The sequence below is a fragment of the Kribbella sancticallisti genome (genome assembly GCF_039530625.1).
Taxonomy (GTDB): Bacteria; Actinomycetota; Actinomycetes; order Propionibacteriales; family Kribbellaceae; genus Kribbella; species Kribbella sancticallisti.
Genome location: NZ_BAAAOS010000004.1, coordinates 1 through 20,777, shown reverse-complemented (window position 1 = coordinate 20,777; position 20,777 = coordinate 1). Strand labels below are relative to the sequence as shown.

The 20,777-nt window shown below is 69.0% G+C and carries 17 protein-coding genes; 6 read left to right on the top strand and 11 right to left on the bottom strand.

What is annotated here, in order from left to right; genetic code table 11:
• Positions 1 to 51 precede the first annotated feature (51 nt).
• Genes ABD255_RS01140 through ABD255_RS01125 form a run of 4 tightly spaced genes read right to left on the bottom strand, consistent with a single transcriptional unit; the run spans position 52 to position 4,339 of the window.
• A complete protein-coding gene (locus ABD255_RS01140) occupies positions 52 to 1,227 on the bottom strand; it encodes a M20 family metallopeptidase (protein ID WP_344208750.1) in 1,176 nt (391 codons plus the stop codon).
• Complete coding sequence (locus ABD255_RS01135; protein ID WP_344208748.1) at positions 1,224 to 2,423, bottom strand: aminotransferase-like domain-containing protein; 1,200 nt, start codon at positions 2,421 to 2,423, stop codon at positions 1,224 to 1,226. The genes ABD255_RS01140 and ABD255_RS01135 overlap by 4 nt, the downstream gene beginning before the upstream one ends.
• Positions 2,424 to 2,427: 4 nt before the next feature.
• On the bottom strand, positions 2,428 to 3,612 hold the full coding sequence (locus ABD255_RS01130) for a M24 family metallopeptidase (protein ID WP_344208746.1): 1,185 nt from the start codon (positions 3,610 to 3,612) through the stop codon (positions 2,428 to 2,430).
• On the bottom strand, positions 3,605 to 4,339 hold the full coding sequence (locus ABD255_RS01125; protein WP_344208744.1) for a maleate cis-trans isomerase family protein: 735 nt from the start codon (positions 4,337 to 4,339) through the stop codon (positions 3,605 to 3,607). The genes ABD255_RS01130 and ABD255_RS01125 overlap by 8 nt, the downstream gene beginning before the upstream one ends.
• A 66-nt stretch (positions 4,340 to 4,405) precedes the next feature.
• On the opposite strand from ABD255_RS01125, the gene ABD255_RS01120 reads away from it, so the two are divergent.
• Genes ABD255_RS01120 through ABD255_RS01110 form a run of 3 tightly spaced genes read left to right on the top strand, consistent with a single transcriptional unit; the run spans position 4,406 to position 7,295 of the window.
• On the top strand, positions 4,406 to 5,398 hold the full coding sequence (locus tag ABD255_RS01120; protein ID WP_344208742.1) for a D-2-hydroxyacid dehydrogenase: 993 nt from the start codon (positions 4,406 to 4,408) through the stop codon (positions 5,396 to 5,398).
• Positions 5,395 to 6,786 (top strand): amidase, encoded by a 1,392-nt coding sequence (locus ABD255_RS01115; protein WP_344208740.1) that lies wholly within the window; start codon positions 5,395 to 5,397, stop codon positions 6,784 to 6,786. The genes ABD255_RS01120 and ABD255_RS01115 overlap by 4 nt, the downstream gene beginning before the upstream one ends.
• Positions 6,786 to 7,295 carry a DUF3830 family protein gene (locus tag ABD255_RS01110; RefSeq protein WP_344208738.1) on the top strand — a complete coding sequence of 170 codons (510 nt, stop codon included), beginning with the start codon at positions 6,786 to 6,788 and terminating at the stop codon, positions 7,293 to 7,295. Before ABD255_RS01115 ends, ABD255_RS01110 begins: the two co-directional genes overlap by 1 nt.
• A gap of 73 nt (positions 7,296 to 7,368) precedes the next feature.
• Here the strand turns inward: ABD255_RS01110 and ABD255_RS01105 are convergent, their stop codons facing one another.
• Both ABD255_RS01105 and ABD255_RS01100 read right to left on the bottom strand, forming a co-directional pair.
• Positions 7,369 to 8,307, bottom strand: coding sequence for an NAD-dependent epimerase/dehydratase family protein (locus ABD255_RS01105; protein WP_344208736.1), 939 nt, complete (start codon positions 8,305 to 8,307; stop codon positions 7,369 to 7,371).
• Positions 8,308 to 8,377: 70 nt separating this feature from the next.
• Positions 8,378 to 9,781, bottom strand: coding sequence for a serine hydrolase domain-containing protein (locus tag ABD255_RS01100; protein ID WP_344208734.1), 1,404 nt, complete (start codon positions 9,779 to 9,781; stop codon positions 8,378 to 8,380).
• Positions 9,782 to 9,816: 35 nt separating this feature from the next.
• Between ABD255_RS01100 and ABD255_RS01095 the strand changes: the two genes are divergently transcribed.
• Positions 9,817 to 10,707, top strand: coding sequence for a diacylglycerol/lipid kinase family protein (locus ABD255_RS01095; RefSeq protein ID WP_344208732.1), 891 nt, complete (start codon positions 9,817 to 9,819; stop codon positions 10,705 to 10,707).
• A 3-nt stretch (positions 10,708 to 10,710) separates the two neighbouring features.
• Here the strand turns inward: ABD255_RS01095 and pulA are convergent, their stop codons facing one another.
• From pulA to ABD255_RS01070, 5 genes are all read right to left on the bottom strand, one after another.
• Positions 10,711 to 16,440, bottom strand: a complete 5,730-nt coding sequence (gene pulA, locus ABD255_RS01090; protein ID WP_344208730.1) for a pullulanase-type alpha-1,6-glucosidase — start codon at positions 16,438 to 16,440, stop codon at positions 10,711 to 10,713.
• Positions 16,441 to 16,522: 82 nt separating this feature from the next.
• Entirely contained in the window at positions 16,523 to 17,251 is a 729-nt protein-coding gene (locus tag ABD255_RS01085) for an SIR2 family NAD-dependent protein deacylase (protein WP_344208728.1), read from the bottom strand.
• A complete protein-coding gene (locus ABD255_RS01080; protein ID WP_344208726.1) occupies positions 17,248 to 17,814 on the bottom strand; it encodes a GNAT family N-acetyltransferase in 567 nt (188 codons plus the stop codon). The genes ABD255_RS01085 and ABD255_RS01080 overlap by 4 nt, the downstream gene beginning before the upstream one ends.
• A gap of 62 nt (positions 17,815 to 17,876) precedes the next feature.
• Positions 17,877 to 18,083: a sulfurtransferase TusA family protein gene (locus tag ABD255_RS01075; RefSeq protein ID WP_344208724.1), complete on the bottom strand. Its 207-nt coding sequence runs from the start codon at positions 18,081 to 18,083 to the stop codon at positions 17,877 to 17,879.
• Entirely contained in the window at positions 18,080 to 19,207 is a 1,128-nt protein-coding gene (locus ABD255_RS01070; RefSeq protein ID WP_344208722.1) for a cysteine desulfurase family protein, read from the bottom strand. The genes ABD255_RS01075 and ABD255_RS01070 overlap by 4 nt, the downstream gene beginning before the upstream one ends.
• Before the next feature lie 128 nt (positions 19,208 to 19,335).
• On the opposite strand from ABD255_RS01070, the gene ctaC reads away from it, so the two are divergent.
• Both ctaC and ABD255_RS01060 read left to right on the top strand, forming a co-directional pair.
• On the top strand, positions 19,336 to 20,238 hold the full coding sequence (ctaC, locus tag ABD255_RS01065) for an aa3-type cytochrome oxidase subunit II (protein WP_344208720.1): 903 nt from the start codon (positions 19,336 to 19,338) through the stop codon (positions 20,236 to 20,238).
• Positions 20,235 to 20,777, top strand: a 543-nt coding sequence (locus ABD255_RS01060) for a cbb3-type cytochrome c oxidase subunit I (protein ID WP_425554357.1), incomplete at its 3' end; no start/stop codon positions are given. The genes ctaC and ABD255_RS01060, both read left to right, overlap by 4 nt.

Here is a 20,777-nt window from a genome sequence, read left to right as displayed (position 1 = left end):
CCCGCACGCTGCCGTCCGCGTCTATCGAGGGAAAGGCACGTTCACGGTCTATCAGCTGAGTAGGCGGAGGGCGGTTAGGGCATAGGTGCGGGCGGCAACCAGTAGTTCGTTGATTGCCACGGATTCGTCGGCTCGGTGGGCCTGGGTGGTTACTGAGCCGGGTCCCAGGACTACGACCGGGATTCCTAGGTCGCGGGCGATGAAGCCGCCGTCGCACGCTGCTGTCCAGCCGCCGAGGGGGAGGCCGGGGCCGCCCGCGGCGGCTAGGGAAGCGTCGGTAATGCGGACCAGGTCCGCGTCGGCGGGGGTTTCGAAGGCGGGCATTTCCATGGGCATCTGCAGGTCTACCGACAGGCCGCGGGCCTCCAGATTCAGGGCGGCTACGCGGGCTTGGAGGTTGCCGAGGACAGCCGCGGGGGACTCGCCGGGGAGCAGGCGGCGGTCGGCGATGAGGACGCATTCGGCAGGCACGATCGAGCCGCCGGTGCCGCCCTGGATCTGGCCGACGCTCCAGGTCGCCGGGCCGAGCAGGGGATGCGGGGCAGCGGCGAGTTCCGCGTGGAGCCGTTCGATCTCGGCGACGACCGCGGTCGCGCCGTAGATCGCGTTCGCGCCGTCGTCGGGGTTGCCGGCGTGGCAGGCGCGGCCGTGGATCTCAACCCGCAGGTAGGAGTCACCCCGCGCGCCGATGATGGTCTGGAGATCGGTCGGCTCCGCGGTGATGCAGCCGAGCCACGAGCGGGACGCAGTACCGACGTACGCGCGGATGCCCTTGCCGGTCTCCTCCTCGTCCATCAGGGCGGCGAGTTCGACCGGGCCGCTGAGTTCGGTGCCGCGAAGCGCCGCGAGGGCGACCAGGGCGGCGGCGAGGCCGCCCTTCATGTCCGACGCGCCGCGGCCGTAGATCCGTCCGTCGACGACCGCCCCGCCGAACGGATCCTTCGTCCACCCGTCCCCGACCGGTACGACGTCCGTGTGGCCGAGCAGGAGCAACCCCGGACCGTTGCCACCGGCAAGGGTGATGCTCAGGTTGTCCCGGCCGGGCTCGACCCGGGTGGCGACCACGTCCAGCCCGAGTTCGATGCCCGCGGCACTCAGGGCGGCAACGGTCGCCGCCTCCTCGCCAGGCGGATTCTGCCCGGTCGCCTGCAGCAGGTTCTGGGTGATGCGGACGAGAAGGTCCTCGTCGATCCGGTCAAGGACGCTCTGCTCGCGGGAGGTGATCACCGGCCCAGTTTCGCAAGCAGGTCGACGGCTCGCCGCAACCGGGCGATTCCTTCGTGGATCCGGTCGGGCTTGGTGGACGCGAAGCACAGCCGCAGCGCGTCGGTGAACCGGCCGCTGGGGGAGAACGCCGAGCCCGGGATGAACGCGACGCCCTCCGCGAGTGCGACCTCGAACAGGTCGGCGGTGTTCACCCCGTTCTCCAGCGTCACCCACAGGAAGAAGCCGCCCTCAGGATCGGTCCACCGCGCGATGTCGCCGAAGTTCTCCTGAAGCGCCGCGTGCATGGCCTCCTTGCGAAGCCTGTACTGCGTGCGCTGGGTGGCCAGGTGGTTCTCCAGGTGCCCGCCGGTGAGGAATCCCGTCAGCAGCCGCTGGGCCGGCAGGTTCGTACAGGTGTCCATCGCCTGCTTGGCGTTGATCAGCAGCGGCCGCAGTTCCGGGTCCGTGTCCACCCAGCCGACCCGGAGCCCGGGCGCGACGATCTTGGAGAAGGTCCGGACGGCGAAGACGAGCGGATCACCGGCGCCCAGTTCGCGCACGGTCGGCAACGGATCGCCGGCGAACCGCAGCAGGCCGTACGGGTCGTCGTCGATCACCATCGACCCCCACGACCTCGCCAGTTCCAGCAGCCGGTGCCGCCGGGCCAGGGACAGTGTCGCGCCGGACGGGTTCTGGAACGTCGGGATCGTGTAGATCGCCTTCGGGGTCCGGCCCGCTGCCGCGACCAACTCCTCCAGCGCCTCGACGTCGAGACCGTCCCGGTCGACCGGGACCTCGAGCAGCGTGGCGCCGTAGGAAAGCGCCGTCGCACTGCCATTGGTGTAGGTCGGCGACTCGACCACGACCAGGTCGCCGGGATCGACGAAGATCTTGCAGAACAGGTCGAGACCCTGCATGCCGCCCGCGGTGATGGTCAGCCGCTCGGCCGTCGTCTCGTCGCTGGTGCCGCGCAGCATCTCCAGCAGCGCCGCGTGCAAGGGCGGATCGCCTTCGGTCGCGGCGTAGTCGTAGGCGTCCGGGCGGCCGAGTTCCACCGTCGCGATGCCGGCCAGGATGGCGGACGGCACCGCCTCGGCGGCGGGACTGCCCATGGCGAATCTGACGATGTCGTGGCTCTGCCGGTGCAGCAGCGAGGTGCTCGAGTCGATCACCGAGCCGACCAGGCCGGCCGCGCGTCCGGCGTACGGGAGTTCCATGGTGTTACCTCCGGATCGTCAGTTCCTGGGGCAGGTCGGTCAGTCGTTCGACCCCGGCCGGGGTCACCACCACGGGCTCGGACAGCTCATAGCCCCAGCCGTCCATCCACATCCCGAGGATCACGTGGAAGGCCATCCCGGCGGTCAGTACGGTGGTCTCGCCGGGGCGCAGGCTCACGGTCCGCTCACCCCAGTCGGGCGGGTAGCCGATGCCGATCGAATACCCGATCCGCGATTCCTTCACCAGTCCGTGCGCCGCGATGACCGCGTTGAAAGCGGCATGTACTGCGCCGCCGCTCACGCCCGGGCGGATCGCCCCGAGCGCGGCCTGCATGCCTTCGGCAACGACTTTCGCCGTCTCGGTGAGGCGCTGCGGGGGATCGCCGAGCATCACCGTGCGAGCCAGCGGCGCGTGGTAGCGGCCGAAGGCGCCGGCCAGTTCGATCGTCGTCGCCTCGCCGGTCCTGAACGGCCGGTCGGTCCAGGTGAGGTGCGGCGTACCGGCCGCTTCGCCGGTCGGCAGCATCGGCACGATCGCCGGATAGTCGCCACCGTGCTCGGGCGTCCCGATCGCCTGGGCGGCGAGGATCTCGGCGACCAGATCGCACTGGCGCCGGCCGGGCCGGAGTTGGTCCAGCGCGATCCGCATCGCCTGCTCGGCGATCCGTCCGGCGATCCGGAGTTGGCCGAGCTCATGCGGGGACTTGACCAGCCGGACCCAGTTGACCAGTTCGGCCGAGTCGATCAGGCGGTGGCCGGGCAGCCCCGCCGCGAGGGCGAGGTAGGCGCGGGCCGAGAAGAAGTGCGAGTCGCCTTCGATGCCGACGTCCGCGTCGCCGGGGATCAGTTCGCGGGCGGCCGCGGCGATCCAGTCGAAGGGGTGGACGTCCGGTCGCTGGACGAGATCCTCGGGGTAGCCGTGGATCTGCTCGGCGCGCAGGTTGCAGGTGAAGGTGGCTCCCGCGGCGTCCATCGCCCGGGCGAAGAGGTGAGGCTCCGCGTCCGCTGGGATGACCAGGCACTGCGGGGTGTAGAAGGACCAGGCGTCGTACCCGGTCAGGTAGAAGAGGTTCGCCGGATCAGTGACCACCAGCGCTCCGAAGTCGCGGGCCGCCATCGCCACGCGGACCCGGCGCAGCCGGTCGGAGTACTCCTCCTGCGGCACCGCTTGTTTCAGCACGTCAGACACGGCCGGCCTCCGCGGTCAGCAGGCGTTGCCCTGGGCCAACGGCTTGGCGGCCGGCCAGGGTGAGCGCGGACCACATCGTCACCTGGTTGGCGGTCAGCACCGGCTTGTCGAGGTCGTTCTCCACCTCCGCGATCACGTCGTACGTCGGAAGGTTCGTACAGCTCACGAAAACCGCCTCGGCGTCGGGGGAGTCGGTGTCCCGGATCAGCGCGGCCGTCGTCTCGTAGGGCACCGTCCAGATCTCGGAGGTGAGCCCGAGCCCGGCCGTCGCGACCACGTCCACGCCCGCCTCGGCAAGGAACGCGCACAACCCGCCCGTCAGATCCTCCGTGTACGGCGTGACCACGGCGATCCGGGTGATTCCGAGTTGCCTGAGCGCGATCAGCAGAGCCCCGCTGGTCGTCACCGCCGCCGGTGCGCCCGCGTTCTCCATCGCGGCCACCAGCCGGGCCTCTCCGGCGAGCCCACCGACGAAGCTTCCCGACGTACAGGCGTAGGCAGTGACGACAGGGGAGACGGCCAGAACGTCGATCGCGCTGCGGGCGACCAGGGCCGGCTCGGAGATGTGGATCGCCATCTCGAGCGTCGCGGCCAGCGGCAGGTAGGGCATCCGGGTCAGGTACAGGCTCACGTCGTCGGGCGCCCACCGCCACAGTTCGCGGTCGAGCGCGAAGTCGTAGGGCGCGACGATGCCGATGCCGGTCTGCAGCAACGGAGGCGGGCGCATGGAACTCAGTCTGCGGGTCGATGGTGATTGTTGACAATCCTACGGCGTGGTTCCTAGCCTCGACACGTGCCGGACCCCGTCGAACGCCCCGCCGTCGCCGTGCTCTGCGAGCGCGCGACCGACCGGCCGCCCCGCCTGGACGGCCTCCCCGTCGACCTCCGGTACTGCGCTGCCGACGGCCTGGCCGACGCTGTCCAGGGAGCCCGGGCGCTGATGTTGTGGGACTTCTTCTCCACGGCCGTCCGCGACGTGTGGGACCGGGCCGGCTCCCTCGAATGGATCCACGTGACGGCAGCCGGGGTCGACACCCTGCTCTTCGACGAACTTCGCGACTCCGACGTGGTGGTGACGAACGCGCGCGGGGTGTTCGATCGGCCGATCGCGGAGTACGTGCTCGGGGCGGTGCTCGCGGTCGCCAAGGACAGCCGGTTCAGTCTCGAACTCCAGCGCCGGCACTCCTGGCAGCACCGGGAGACGCACAGCATCCTCGGCGCGAAGGCGTTGGTGGTCGGCACCGGCGGGATCGGCCGGGAGATCGCGCGACTGCTGCGCGCCGCCGGCCTCGAAGTACGCGGGGTCGGCCGGGTCGCGCGGGCCGGTGATCCGGACCTCGGCGACGTGATCGCGAGTTCCGATCTCGCGGCCCAGGCCGGCTGGGCGGATCACCTCGTGCTGGCTGCTCCGTTGACCGAGGCGACCCGCGGCCTGGTGAACGATCAGGTGCTGTCGGCGATGAAGTCCGACGCGCACCTGGTGAACGTCGCTCGCGGCCCCTTGGTGGACGAGGCGGCGCTGCTGGCGGCCTTGCGGGACGGACGGATCGCCGCCGCGACGCTGGACGTCTTCGATCGCGAACCGCTGCCGCCGGACCATCCGCTCTGGGATGCCCCCGGCGTGACGATCACCGCGCACATGTCCGGCGACGTGATCGGCTGGCGGGACACGCTGGCCCGCCAGTTCGCCGTCAACGTCCGGCGCTGGCTGGCCGGAGAACCGCTGCTGAACGTGGTGGACAAGAAGCTCGGCTACATCCCGGCAACCGAGCGAGGAGAGCGATGAAACCGCAGGCAATGGAACTGGTCGAGGGCTACCGCGGCGGCGACCTCTCGCCGGTCGAGGCCACCCGCGCTGCGCTGGAGGCGATCGAGAAGTACGACGAGCAGGTGAACGCCTTCGTGCTGGTGGACGCCGAAGGTGCGCTCGCCGCCGCGAAGGAGTCCGAGGCCCGGTGGCACACGGGGGAGCCACTGGGCCCCGGCGACGGCGTACCGACCTCGATCAAGGACGCGTTGTGGACGCGCGGCTGGCCGACCCTGCGCGGCAGCACCCTGATCGACGAGACCCAGCCGTGGGACGAGGACGCGCCGTGCGTGGCCCGGTTGCGGGAGACCGGTGCGGTGATCCTCGGCAAGACCACCACCCCGGAGTACTCGTGGAAGGGCGTCACCGACTCCAGCCGGTACGGCGTGACGGGCAACCCGTGGGACGCCTCGAAGACGTCGGGTGGATCGAGCGGCGGTTCCGCGACGGCGGTCGGTCTGGGCATGGGAGCCTGGTCGGTCGGCACGGACGGCGGGGGGTCGGTCCGGATTCCCGCGGCTTTCACCGGGACGGTCGCGCTGAAACCGACGTACGGGCTGATCCCGTTGTTCCCGCCGAGCGCCTTCGGGACGCTGTCGCACGCCGGACCGATGACGCGGACGGTCCGGGACAACGCGGCGCTGCTCGACGTGATCAGCGGGTTCGACGCGCGCGACTGGTCCGCCCTGCCGACGCCGGCCAGGTCGTTCCTGGACGGGCTTGACGACGGGGTCGCCGGGCTGCGGGTCGCGTACTCGCCGAATCTCGGGTTCGTGGACAACGACCCGGAGGTGGACGCGCTGGTGCGGACTGCCGTCGAGGTTCTGGCCGAGGCCGGGGCTGAGGTCACCGAGGTGGATCCGGGGTTCTCGGATCCGGTCGAGGCGTTCAACGTGCTCTGGTTCTCCGGCGCCGCGAAGGTGCTGCAGGCTTATGGCGATGCGGTGGACGATCGCGTCGATCCCGGGTTGCGCCGTACTGCGGCTGCCGGTGCGGCCTACACCGCGTCGGACTACCTGGACGCGACCGCGGTACGGATGGAACTGGGCCTGCTGATGGGATGGTTCCACCAGCGGTACGACGTACTGGTGACTCCGACGCTGCCACTCACCGCGTTCCCGGTCGGGCAGGACGTGCCGGACGGGTGGTTCTCGCCGGAGTGGACGAGTTGGACGCCGTACACGTACGCGTTCAACCTGACCCAGCAGCCGGCCCTGAGCGTGCCGTGCGGGCTGACCTCGGCCGGTCTGCCGGTCGGCCTGCAGGTGGTGGGGCCGCGGCACGGCGACGCCCTGGTCCTGCGGGTCGGGCAGGCCTATCAAGCGATCACCGACTGGCATCTCCGCACGCCGACCTTGGAGGTCTGATGAGCAGATTCGTCACCGTCACCCTGGACAAGCGCGGCGTGAGTTGCGTCGCCCGGCTGCTCGACGACGAGGCGCCGAGAACCGCGTCGGCCGTGTGGGACGCGCTGCCGCTGTCGGCGCCGGTCTTCCACGGCAAGTACGCGCGCAACGAGATCTACACGTTGCTCCCGGCCTTCGCGCCGGCCGATCCGGGCAAGGAGAACACCACGATCACCCCGATCCCGGGCGACCTGTGCTGGTTCTCCTTCGACGCCGACGACCTGGGCAACCCGGCGTACGGGTACGAGAACGCCACCGGCACCGGTACGACGGGCGCGATCGTCGACCTCGCGTTGTTCTACGGCCGCAACAACCTGCTCATCAACGGCGACCAGGGCTGGGTTCCGGGCAACGTCTTCGGCACCATCGTCGAAGGGCTCGACGCGATGGCCGCCGCCTGCCAGGACGTCTGGATGGGCGGCGCCCGCGACGAGACCTTGACCTTCACCCGCCGAGACACCAGCGAGTGAGGATCCGGCGCTCGTCCGTCTCGCCGGTGTGCCGAGGAGCCTCCGGCCGGACAACAGGTTTTCTTGCCGAGCTCTACAGGCCGTGCCGGAAGCCCTGCCTCCAGCTCGCGTAACCGGGCTGCCAGCTGAAGGCGTCCTTGGCCTTCGAGTTGTCGGCACCGCGGAACTGGGTGAAGGCGGCGACCCCGAGCTCACCGACAGCGAACTTGGCCAGCCAGGCAGGGAGATGGCGAGGTGGCTTCGCGCCCAGAATGCGGGCGAGCTCAGGGAGCCAGACCGCCGCGGCGGCCGGGTCGTCGTCGGCGATCTGGTAGATCCCCGGGTCGCCGGTCTGCACTGCCCGGACGGTGGCGTCGGCTGCGTCGTCGTAGTGGATGAACGACCAGACTCCGCGGCCGTCGCCGATCAGGGGCAGCTTGCGACGGCGGATCAGCTCGACGATCTCACCCCCCTTGCCGAGGAAGCTGGTGGGGCCGTAGAAGCTCGCGTAGCGCAGTACGAGGCCTTCGATCGCCTGGTCGCCGCTGACTGCCGCCTCCAGCCGGAGCAGGCCGTCCATCGTCTCGCGTGACGCCGGTGCCGGGTTGGGATCGAGCGGCACGTCCTCGGTCTTCGTCGGCGAACCAACCCGCTGCAGGTTCCAGCCGGCGTAGCTCTGGGCGATGATCCGCCGTACTCCGGCGGCGTGCGACGCGGCCAGCAGGTTCTGCGTGCCCTCGGTCCGCAGCCGGTTGGTCAGCGCGAAGCTCTCGTCGAACTTCTTGAAGTTGATGCCGCCCTTGAGCGCGGTCATCTGATGCACCACGACCTCAGGTCGCGCCTCGTCCACCGCCGCCTTCACCGCGTTCGCGTCGAGGCCATCGGCCAGGACCACCGAGGCACCCTGAGCCCGTACTCCGGCCGCGGACGCCTCGGACCGGACCATTCCGGTCACCTCGTGCCCGGCCGCGATCAGCTTCGGCACCAGCGATCGTCCGAGTCCGCCGGTCGCGCCTGCCACCAGTACCTTCATCTCGTCCTCCGCATCTGGGTCAACGACACGGAGGACACGGCGACCGGCCGGACTGTGACTGTGATGTGGATCACAGTGAATGCAACGTGATCTCCGCCGGACCGAACGAGACGTTGAAGCGGACGTCGAGCTCGAGGTTGCCGCCGTCCGGGCGGCCGCGCAGCGTGGCGACGTACGGGGTCTCCAGGTAGCGGATGGTCGCGACGAAGGCGCCGCTGTCGCCGTCCGCGTGGACGCTGGTGACCAGCCGCTGCGGCGGATCCTGAAGCTGGTCGGTCTGCTCCTGCCAGTCGCCGGGCGCGCAGACGATCTCCTGGCTCTTGCCTTCGGCAACGTTGAGGTACTCGGCTTGCGCCGCGGCTTCCAGCGTCAGCGTGCAGGTGCCGTCCGGATCGAGCCGGATCGCCGTCAGCCCGGTGTGGTTGGACTCGAACCGGTACGTCCGCCCGTCGCCGCGCGGGACCGGCCCGGCCGGCGGCAACAGCTCCAGCTTGGCGGGCGGCGGCGTACCGTCACCGGCTTCGCCCTGCATCGCCGGCAGCAAGTGCTCCCAGACGATGTCCATCGTGGCTTGCATGTCCGGCGAGGCGCTGGTGATGACGAGGGTGGCGTCCTGCTCGGGAAGCACCAGGCAGTACTGCCCGAAGGCGCCGTCGCCGCGGTACGCATTGTGCCGTGACCGCCAGAACTGGTAGCCGTAGCCCTGCTGCCAGTCGGGGTTGTCCTCGTTGTCGTTGGGGACCTGCTTCGACGTGGCCGCGTCGATCCACTCGGCCGGCACCAGTTGCCGACCGTGCCAGGAGCCGCGTTGGAGCAGGAACTGGCTGAAGTTGGCGAGCGACTCGGTATTGAGGCTCAACCCCCAGCCGCCGGTGTTGATGCCTTCCCTCGAGACCGCCCAGATGGCCTCGTCCGCGCCGAGCGGCTCGAACAACCGCGGCCGGAGGTAGTCGAGCAGCGTCTCGCCCGTCAGCCTCTGCAGGATCGCGGACAACATGTACGTGGCGCCGCTGTTGTAGACGAACACCGTGCCCGGCTCGTGCTCCACCTCCAGGCCCAGGAAGATCCGCACCATCCGGCGATCCCGCGACAGCGCGTCGATCGTGTCCTGTGCGTGGCCGGTCGTCATCGTCAGCAGGTGCCGGATCTCCATCGCGGCCAGGTTGTCGCTGATCTCGTCCGGCAGTTCGTCGGCGTCGAAGAACGACACCACCTTGTCCTCGACCGACAACTTGCCCTGCTCGACCAGCAGGCCGATCCCCATCGAGGTGAAGCTCTTCGACACCGAGAACAACAGGTGCCGGTCGCGCAGTCGGTACGGCGCCCACTCCCGCTCCAGCACGACGTGTCCGTGCCGGAGGAGCATCATGGTCTGGATCTCCTGGCCGGACGCGTCCAGCGCCGCGACGAAGGAGTCCAGCGCCGCGGCGGATAGACCTTGGGTTTCCGGGGTACTCCGTGGAAGGCTGCTCACCCCTGCACGTTAACCCCCGGAACGGACGGAAAACCTTGAGAGCCGCTGTGATCCTGAACCCGATCAAGATCCCGGACGCCGACGAGTTCCGGGGCAAGGTCGACGCGGCGCTGACCGAGCGCGGATACGACGACTCACTCTGGCTCGAGACGACGGCCGACGACGCGGGCTCGACGATGGCCAAGCGGGCGATCGAGGAGACCGTGGACCTGGTCGTAGTGGCCGGCGGCGACGGGACCGTCCGGGTGGTCTGCGCCGAACTGGCCCGGACGAACATCCCGGTCGCCGTGCTCCCGGCCGGCACCGGCAACCTGCTGGCTCGCAACCTGGGCATCTCGCTCGATCTCGACCTCGCGCTGGTCGAACTGCTCGACGGCGACGAGCAGCGGATCGACAGCGTCCTGATCGAGGGCGACGAACTCGGCACCGACCGGTTCGTGGTGATGGCCGGGCTCGGCCTGGACGCGGCGATCATCGCGGACGCGCCGGACGAGCTGAAGAAGCGGGTCGGCTGGGCGGCGTACGTGGTGTCGACGCTGAAGAACCTGAACCACCCGTTCGTCCGGGTCGAGATCATCGTGGACGGCGGGCGGCCGCTCCGCCGCCGGGTTCGTACGGTCGTGATCGGCAACGTCGGCACGTTGCAGGCGAACATCCCGCTGCTCCCGGACGCCCTGCCCGACGACGGCGTGATCGATGCGGTCGTCCTGGCCCCGCGCCGGATCACCCACTGGCCACGTCTGGCGCTGAGCCTGGTGGTGAAGCGGCTGCGGGAAGGCCGTCACATCGAACGCTTCACCGGCAAGACCATCCAGGTAACCGCCGCCAAAACCGTCCGCCGCCAACTGGACGGCGACGGCATCTCCGACGGCCGCACCCTCAGCGCCGCGGTAGACCCCTCGGCGCTGAGAGTCCGCATCCCCTGACGGCTAGGGCTGGACCAGTACCGCGACCGTGCGGGCCGGGACGTTGACGGTTCCCGTTCCGGCGGTCCAGGTGGTTTGTTTGACGGTTGGGTCTGAGCCGGTGGCTTGGACGGGGGACAGGGTCAGGGCGGCGCCGGTCAAGCCCGGGATTTGCTGGCTGACGGGTGCGCCGGTGGTGTTGAAGACAACGACCAGCCCCTTCAGGGCGGGGTCGACGCTGGGGCCGAGGGTGTCGTCGATGCGCATGACGACCACGCCGGGCTTCGCGGCGGGGGTGCCGCTTATGGGGTAGGAGAGTTTCTGGTTGATCAGGTCCGCTGAGCCCAGCCGGAACAGGGGAGTGGAGAAGCGGAGTTTGAGGAGGTCGGCCGCTGCGGAACTGGCTGTCTGGACGTCCGCGGCGGTGGGCTTCAGGGCCGGGTTGGCCAGGAGCGGCTTCATGAACGGCCATTTGGCCTCGTTGTCCGGCTTCGGCGGGAGGCCGTGGCCGAAGCCGTTGTCGGCGCCGGTCCAGTCCAGCGTGTTGAACCAGTCCCCGGAGTCGTAGGAGTTGCGATCCAGCGACTTGCTCCGGAGCAGGTCCGCGCCGGCGTGCCAGAACGACGGCGTCTGCGCCAGCGCGGTGGTTGCCAGAGACAACGTGTTCATCCGGACCCGGTCGGCTATCGGCAGCGAGTCCGGCAGCTTGAAGGTCAGCGCGTCCCACAGCGTCTCGTTGTCGTGGGCATCGACATAGGTGATCACCTCGACCGGCTGATCCGCATAGCCCGCGGGCGATCCGTTGTAGTCCACCCCATCACCCCGTACTACGTCGCCGCTCTCGGCGGAGCGGAACGTGAACGAGCGGAGGTTGCCCGCCAGCCCGAGCTGGACCAGGTCGGTGTCGTGGGCGAGGCGTTTCGCCCGATCGGCGGGCGATCCGTTGACCGGAGCACCGTTCGGGTCGCTCGCGGCACCGGAACCGAAGCCCTGGATCCGCGGATCCTCGTCGAAGGGGCCGCCACCGCGCACGCCGTCGCGGAGCCGGTCGGAGAAGGTGCCGATCCCGGTGCCGCCGAGGTTGCCCTGGGTGGCCTGGACGAACAGCGCGTTGTTCGCGACCTCGCCGAAGTTCCAGCCCTCGCCGTACAGGTAGACGTTCTTGCCGTCCACGCCGTCGCGGGCCAAGGTCAGGTTGTCGAGCGCGGCGCGCACCTTGAGCATGTTCGCCTTGCTGTGGTGGCCCATCAGGTCGAACCGGAACCCGTCGACCCGATAGTGCCGGGCCCACGAGACGGTCGAGTCGACCATGATCTTCTCGGCCATCGCGTGCTCGGTGGCGATGTTGCTGCAGCAGGTGGAGGTCTCCACGCCGCCGGTCTTGTTCAGCCGCTGGTAGTAGCCCGGCACGACCTTGTCGAGCACGGAAGTGGGCGCCTGCCCAGCCGCGGGCGTGTGGTTGTAGACCTGATCCACAACGACCCGCAGTCCGGACTTGTGCAGTCCACCGACCATCGTGCGGAACTCCGCGACCCGGGCCAGGCCGTCCTTGGACGTCGCGTAGGACCCTTCCGGCGCCAGCCAGTGGTACGGGTCGTAGCCCCAGTTGAACCCGTCCTTGCCGGCCACGGCCGTCACACAGGCCTGTTGCTCCTCCGAGGCAGGCCCATACGACTTCAGATCGCAGGCGGGCGTCTGCTGAGCAGCTTCCGGGATCGACGCGATGTCGAACGTCGGCAGCAGGTGCACCGTGTTCAGGCCGGCCTGGGCGAGCTTGCGCAGATGCTTCGTGCCGTTGCCCTCGTCCGCGAAGGCGAGGTAGGTCCCGCGATGAGCGGCCGGCACGGTGGTGTCGTTGATGGAGAAGTCCCGCACGTGCAGTTCGTAGATCGTCGAGTCCACCGCGCGCGCCAGCTTCGGTGCCGGAGTGCTGGACCACAGCGCGGGCTTCCCGGCGGCATCGTCGAGATCCACCGCCACGGAGTACGCCGAATCGGTGGTCAGCGCCAGCGAGTACGGATCGGTCACGACGTTCGTCTCCACCTTGCCGGTGCTCGGCGCGAAGACCGTCACCTCATAGCGGTAGAGCGCGTTCTTCCAGCCGCGAGAGCCGTTCACGAACCAGGACCCGTCGCTGTTGCGCTGCATCGGCACCCGCTGCGACCCGACCAGCAGAACCGCCTTCTGCGCGGTAGGCGCCCAGAGCGTGAAGCGTGGAGCACCTCCGCGCCACGTCACGCCGTACGAGCGCCCGGCCGCCGCCCCGCCGTACAGGTCGTCCAGTACTCCGGGGATCTGTACTCCGGTTGCGTCCAGCAGCCGCCCGACATCGTCGTACTGCGCCAGCCCGAGCTGCCCGGTCAGGATCTTCCGTGCATCACCGTGATCAAGCCGTAGCGCGGTATAGCCAGCTAGAGCCGGGAACTTGGCGAGCACCTTCGGCGGGATTCCCGCAGGGTCCACCCGGAGCCCAGCAGACGAGCCGCCGATGTCGTCGGCATCCACAGCCAGCTCGCCGGTCTGGGACCAGTGCAGCCGCCAGCGAGACCGCTCAGGATGAGCCACAGCCGGTACTGCGAGCAGGTCGCGCCCGAGCCAGTACGCCTTGGCCTGCTTGAGGTCTGGTTGTGCGCCAGGCTTCGAGGTGGTCACTGTCAGCATGTGGGTCGCCAGTACGTAGGAGAAGGTGACGACGAGTCCGTCACCGGGCACGGTGATGGGGATGTTGCCGCCGGTCGGGCTGCCTCCGGCGCCGTAGCTCTCGTCCCAGGACAGGCCGTGTGCGACCTTCGCCTCATAGCTGCCTGCTCCGATCTTGGTCGTCGCCCAGGTGAAGGTGCCGTTGCCGTCCTCGTCGGTCAACCAGGGCCGCATGCAGTCGGGGGACCAGTCGGCCGGGCAGCCCAGCTCGGACTGGAACGACCCCGGCACGGTGACGATCGGTCCTTGCGCGTCGGACGTGACGAAGTGCCGGCCGTGCTCGTAGTAGAACGTCACCGGCGTCGTGGGACCGGTGTAGGAGATATTGGCGCCGTTGGCGTTGCCGCCGGCCCCGTAGTTCTCGTCCCACGACTTGTTGATCGCGGCCTTGTAGGCGTGCTCACCGGCGAGGCCCGTGTACTTGCCCTTCCACACCTGGTCCTTCGGGTCCAGGGTCAGCTGGGCCTGGTCACAGTCCGGGGACCAGTCGGCGGCGCAGCCCATCTCGCTGTTGTGGTCGCCCGGCACGCTGACGTTCGCGGGCTGCGCGACCGGGTCGGTACCGCCGCCCCCGCCGCCACCAGGCGCCGGAGCATCGCCGACGATCCCGTACGAGCCCGACACCGAGTAGTTGCCGGATCCGTCCTTCAGGACTGCCCGGTACTCGAGCAGCGTGCCCTTCGGCAGCCCGCTGACGTCGTGGAACACCCGGTACGGCGCGTTGTCGTCCGCGCCGAGCCGCTGCCAGGCCGTAGTACCGACAGGGCGGTAGCCGAAGGTGACGGTGACCGGGGTGTTCTCCGGAACAGCTGCGGAGACCTCTGCCCGGCCGCCGACAGCAGCACCCGGCTCGGGCGAGCTCATGTAGACAGCAGGGGCCTTGGAGCGCTGTGGCAGCTTCGACAGTGCCTGGTAGACAGTCACCGACAGAGGTGCCTGAGTGAGCTGGACACGTCCCTCGCGGTCGGTCTTGGCCGGCTTTGAGCCGCCATAGACCGGCTTGAGCCAGCTGTTGGAGCCGTAGGTCGGGATGGTCGCCGTCTTGGCGGTCGTCGAGTTGTTGGCGACCACCAAGTACTCGGTCCGGTCAGCGCCGTACCGGCTGAAGGCGTAGAGCCCACCTGCGTTCGACGAGTACCGGTGGACCTGCGTGCCGTCGGAGAGCGCCGGGTACTTCGCCCGCAGCTTCTGCAGCGCGGCGATGTGCTTGTACATCGGCGCGTTGACGTCGTAGCGGTCCTTGCTGCCGATCGTGGTGGTCCCGGTGCCGTCGACCACCTCGTCGTCGGTGTACTCCGCGGTCTTGGTCGCGAACATGTCCTGCCGGGCGTCCTTGTCACCACCCGGTCCGGTGAAGCCCTGCTCGTCGCCGTAGTAGATCACCGGCTGGCCGCGGGTCAGGAACATCAGCGAGTGCGCCAGTTTGTCGCGGGCCAGCAGTTCCTGCCCGGACGCGCCCGCCTGCTTGAGGAAGGTCCCGACGCGGCCCATGTCGTGGTTCCCGAGGAACGTCGGCAACTGGTACGCGTTCGAGTCGGCGTCGGTGTAGTAGTCGTCTCCTGCGTAGAAGTCGCGCAGCTGGGAGGTCGGCTTGCCCTGGGCGAAGCCGACCGCGTTCTGCTGGAAGCCGAAGTCGAGCGTGGCCTGCAGGGCGCCCTTGGTCGTGTACGGCGACATCAGCCGCGGGTCGGCGTCGAACACCTCGCCGAACATGAAGAAGTCGTCCTTGCCCTTCGCCTTGGCGGCGGCCAGGATCGCGGGCGAGAACTTCTGCCAGAACTCCATGTTGACGTGCTTGACGGTGTCGATCCGGAACCCGTCGATGCCGAGCTCGGCCCAGGTCTTGTAGACGTCGATCATCCCGTCGCGGACCTTCGGCTGCTCGGTGAACAGGTCGTCCAGCCCGACGAAGTCGCCGTACTCGCTCGATTCGCCGGCGAAGGTGGAGTCGCCGCGGTTGTGGTAGAGCGTCGGGTCGTTCAGCCAGGCCGGCACCTTCACGGTCTCGTCGGCGGGCGTCTTGAACACCGGCACGTTCGGGAACGAGGTGTTCCGGTCCAGCGGCGGGAAGGTGTCGCCGGCGGCGTACTGCTTGTCGTCGAAGACGTTGCCGGCTGCGTCCTTGTACGGGCTGGTCGACTTGGGGATGTAGCCGTACTGGCCGGACTGGTAGGCGATCACGTCCGCGGTGTGGTTGGTGATGATGTCGAAGAAGACCTTCATCCCCTTGCCGTGCGCCAGCGAGATCAGCTTCTGCATGTCCGCGTTGGTGCCCAGGTGCGGGTCGATCTGGGTGAAGTCGGTGATCCAGTAGCCGTGGTAGCCGGCGCTGGCGTTGACGCCCTCGCCCTGGACCGGGCGGTTCTTGAAGGACGGGGTCAGCCAGATGGACGTCGTACCGAGGGACTTGATGTAGTCCAGCTTCTGCATCACCCCGGCCAGGTCGCCACCGTGATAGAAGCCCTTGTCGGTCGGGTCGAGCCCGGTGGCCAGCCGGTCACCGGTCAGGCCGCCCGCGTCGTTGGACTTGTCGCCGTTGGCGAACCGGTCCGCCATCACGAAGTAGAACCGCTCCTTGGTCAGGTCCTCGCGCAGGCTCGGGGTGGCGAGCGCCTTGTCCGCCGGGGTCAGCCCGCCCGCGAGGTTCACCGGCTTCACCGAGACGACATGAGTGGTGTCGTCGTAGCTGAACTGGACCTTGGCCGGCCCTTCGAGCCGGAGCGGGATGTTGGCTCCGTTGAGCACGCCACCCGCGCCGTAGTTCTCGTCCCAACTGCCGTTGACCGTGACCTTGTACTCGTACGCACCCGCCGGTACGTCGAACACCCGGCTGTACTGCGTACCTGTGCCTGGCGTGAGCTCACTCTGCGCGCAGGAGGGCGACCAGTCCGCCGGGCAGCCCACCTCGCTCTGCAGGGACCCCGCGACGGTGATCACCCGGTCCGCGGAGACCTGCGCGGGCGCTGGCGTCGCAGTACCGAGACCCAGGACGACAACGGCGGCGGCCGTCACTCCTGCGGTCAGGCGAGCATGGGCATGGCGCAACCTGAACATCACGGGACCCCTCCCAAGACAGGACAATCTGCCCGGACGCTAACCCGGGTCCAACCCGGACGGAAGGGCTGGAAGGTCGCGGTCAGGTGACGAGAGCGGGGAGGGTCTGCTCGATCGGGGTGGTGAGGATGGCGGTGGCTTGCTCGTCGTAGGGGGTCGGCTCGGCGTTGAGGATCAGCAGCGGGATGCCAGCGGAGAGGGCCAGGTCGCAGAGGCCGGCCGCTGGGTAGACCTGCAGCGAGGTGCCGATAGCGATGAACAGGTCGGCCTTGCGGGTGGCATCGGCCGCGGCGTCCAGAACGGTCTGGTCCAGGGACTGGCCGAAGGAGACGGTCGCCGACTTGAGGATGCCGCCGCAGACCTCGCAGGCCGGGTCCTCCTCGCCCGCTTCGAGACGGGGGAGTACTTCGGCCATCGGGATCCGCCGCCCGCAGGTGAGGCAGTCGACGTGCCAGACCGTGCCGTGCAACTCGTGGACCAGCTCAGGACTCGACCCCGCCTTCTGGTGGAGTCCGTCGACGTTCTGGGTGATCAGCCCGGTAAGGCGGCCCTGACGCTCGAGATCGACCAGCGCCCGGTGGCCGGCGTTCGGCTCGGCGGTCCAGGCCGGCGCGACCAGTCGCTGCTTCCACGCCTCCACCCGGACCGCGGCCGAGGCGACGTACTCGCCGATGTCGAACATCGCCTGAGCCGCCGGATTCTTCGTCCACAACCCCTGCGGCCCCCGGAAGTCCGGAATCCCGGACGCGGTCGAGATCCCGGCCCCCGTCAGTACAGCGATCCGCTCCGCCTTCGCCACCAGTTCGGTCACGCCTCCGAACGTAACGCAGCGGCCTTCCACTCCGGGGCCAGGACGGCCATGATGACGTCGTCGTACCGGTCGCCGTCCCACTTCAGCGCCTGGCGGCGGATGCCCTCGACCACGAACCCGGCCTTCTCGTAGGCCCGCTGTGCCCTGGGGTTGAACGCGTAGACGCCCAGCTCCACCCGGTGGAGTCCGAGCTCCTCGATCGCGTAGCTGACGATCAGCCGGGTCGCCTCGGAGCCGAGACCGCGGTTCTGCCCGGCCGGCCCGACCAGGATCCGGAACCCGCAGGACTCGACCTCCGGGCTCCACTCGTTCAGGACGGCCTCGCCGACGGTCTCGCCGGTCGCCTTCTCCACGATCGCCAGATCCAGCCGATCGGTCTGGTCCTTGCGGGTCCGCAACCACTCCCGGTACTCCGCCTCGGTAATCTCGCCCCGGCTCCCGGTGAACCTGATCACGTCCGGATCGGCCATCGCGGCCATCAGGGTGTCGTAGTCGTCCTCACCCAACGGCCGCAGAACCACCCGCTCACCGGTCAACGTCGGCTTCACCGAGAAGTCAGTCACAACCCGCAGTCTGGCAAGTCGGTTGGTGCCTGGCCAACGGAATTAGCGACGGGCCGACGGAATCAGCTCAGCCGGCGTACGACGTACTGGTTGTCGATGGCGGAGACGAGTTCCTGGTTGCGGAGGCGGCACCAGGCCGGGATGTCGGTGGCGGCGGCGGGATCGTCGGCGAGGATGGTGATCGTGTCGCCGATCGCGACGTCGGGGAAGGTCTGGGCGAGCTTGATCACGGGGAGTGGGCAGAGCATGCCGCGGCAGTCGAGCGTCACATTCCCACCTCCGCGCGGATCCGCCCGACGAGGCCGGGGAGCACGCTCGCGAAGCGGTCGACCTCGTCGTACGTGCTGGTGCGGCTGAGCGACACCCGGACGTTGCCGTGGGTGAGGACCCCCATCGCCGCCAGGACGTGGGACGGGCGGAGGGTGCTCGCAGTACAGGCTGAGCCGCTCGAGACGGAGAACCCCTCCGCGTCGAGCGCGGTCACCAGGGCCTCGCCGTCGACGTACAGGCAGGAGAAGGTCAGCACGTGCGGCAGTCGGTCGTCCGGGTCGCCGACCACCTCGACGTCCGGGATCTCGGCCGCGACCCGGTGCCGCAACTCGTCGATCCATGCTCGGTGCTGCTTGTCCAGCTCCGCGGCCTCGCTCATCCGCGCCTGCAGGGCGGCAGCGGCGGCCAGTACGGACGGGACGTTCGGATGCCCGGGGGAGAGGCCGTCCTCCCGCTCGTCGACGGGCCAGGCCGGCGCCAACCGCGTCCCCTTCCGTACTGCGAGCAGCCCCACTCCCGCGGGTCCACCCCACTTGTGCGCGCTGGCCGTCAACGCTGACCACCCAGCCGGTACTACGTCGTGCCCGACCGACGCGGCGCCATCCACGAACAGCGGCACACCTGCCTCGGCACAGACCTCGGCTGCCCAGGTGATCGGCTGGCGCGTACCCACCTCGTGGTTCGCGGTCTGCAGGGCTGCGAGGGCCACTCCGGGCTTCTGCACCTCGGTCTTGAAGGCGTCCTGGTCGAGGTGGCCTAGGGAGTCGACGCCGACTTCGGCCGCAGTACCGGCTTTCGCTGCCGCATGCAGTACTGCGGAGTGCTCGACCGCGGACTGCACGACCACCTCACCGACCCGGCGTCGAGCGGCCGCCACAGCGAGTAACCCCGAGTGGATCGCGGCAGTCCCGGAGGCGGTCAGAAACAGCTCGTCCGGGCGGACTCCGAGGCCCTCCGCGAGCACCGCCCGGGCGTTGTCCAGCAGCAGTCTGGCGGTCCGTCCCTCGTGGTGCAGCCGGGCTGGATCGGCCCAGCCGGATTCCAGTGCCGACAGCAACACTTCCCGCGCCGCCGGATGGAGTGGTTCAGACGACGCGGCATCCAAGTACGCACGGCTGGTCACAGGGGAAACGCTAGAGCATGACAGCACCGGACGGGCTGACATGCTCTAGCCCTACCTATGCGCGGAACGCGGAGAGGTGTCCAGTAGTGTTCTGTCGTCAGTCTCACCTGGGAAGGGAAAGGCGCCCCGTGGGTTCGAACGGCACGCCCGGAGTGGCCGCGCGCGCAGCAGGTCTGAACAAGGCCCGCGCAGCGGCACGTCCGGCGAAGCGACGCCTGCTGGTCGGTGGTGCGGTAGTGGTCGGCACGTTGCTGCTGACCGGCTGCTCTACGGCGACCACTGAGCAGTGGAAACGACTCGGTCTGCCCGAGGGCGCATCCGACCGCACCGAGGCGATGAGGAGTCTGTGGATCGGCGCCTGGATCGCCGCCCTCATCATCGGCGTGCTGGTCTGGGGGCTGATCCTCTACGCGTCGGTCCGGTTCCGGAAGCGCAACGACGAGGCACCGCGGCAGACCCGGTACAACCTGCCGCTGGAGATCCTCTACACGCTCGCCCCGTTCGCGATCATCGCGGTGCTGTTCTTCTACACGGTGGAGAACGGCAACAAGATCACCGCGATGTCGGACAACCCGAGCCACACGATCAACGTGGTCGGCCAGCAGTGGCAGTGGACCTTCAACTACAAGGAGCAGGTCGACGGCAACGACGGCGTCTGGGAGACCGGAACGCTGGACCAGCCGGCCGAACTGTGGCTGCCGGTGAACGAGTCGGTGCACTTCGACCTGACCTCGCCGGACGTCATTCACTCCTTCTGGGTGCCGTCCTTCTACTTCAAGCTGGACGTCATCCCGGGCCGGACCAACAAGCTCGAGCTGACCCCGACCAAGACCGGCACCTTCGCGGGCAAGTGCGCGGAGCTGTGCGGTCTCTACCACAGCCGGATGGTGTTCACCGTCAAGGTGGTCACCGCCGACGAGTACCAAGCGCACCTCCGGGATCTGGCCGACCGAGGCCAGACCGGTGCCGCGACCGGTGGCCAGGACGCGACCACCATTCCCGGCCACGGTGAGCAGGAGGGCGAGAAGTGACCGACATCGCCGAGCGCACCGCCGCCATCGGCGCGGCGAGGGCGCTGCCCAGGCGGCGCAGCAAGGGCCAGATCGCGGTCAAGTGGCTCACCACCACCGACCACAAGCTGATCGGCCACCTGTACCTGATCACCTCGTTCGCGTTCTTCCTGATCGGCGGCGTGATGGCGCTGCTGATCCGCGCCGAGCTGGCCAAGCCGGGGCTGCAGATCGTGAACGAAGAGGTCTACAACCAACTGTTCACCATGCACGGCACGATCATGCTGCTGCTGTTCGCGACGCCGCTGTTCGTCGGCTTCGCCAACGTGATCATGCCGGTCCAGATCGGCGCGCCCGACGTGGCGTTCCCGCGGCTCAACATGTTCAGCTTCTGGCTGTTCCTGTTCGGCGGTCTGATCACCATCAGCGGCTTCTTCACCCCGGGCGGGGCGGCCGACTTCGGCTGGTTCGCCTACGCCCCGCTGTCCAACGCGGTCCGCTCGCCGGGTGTCGGCGGTGACCTGTGGATCATGGGTCTGTGGATGGCCGGTCTGGGCACG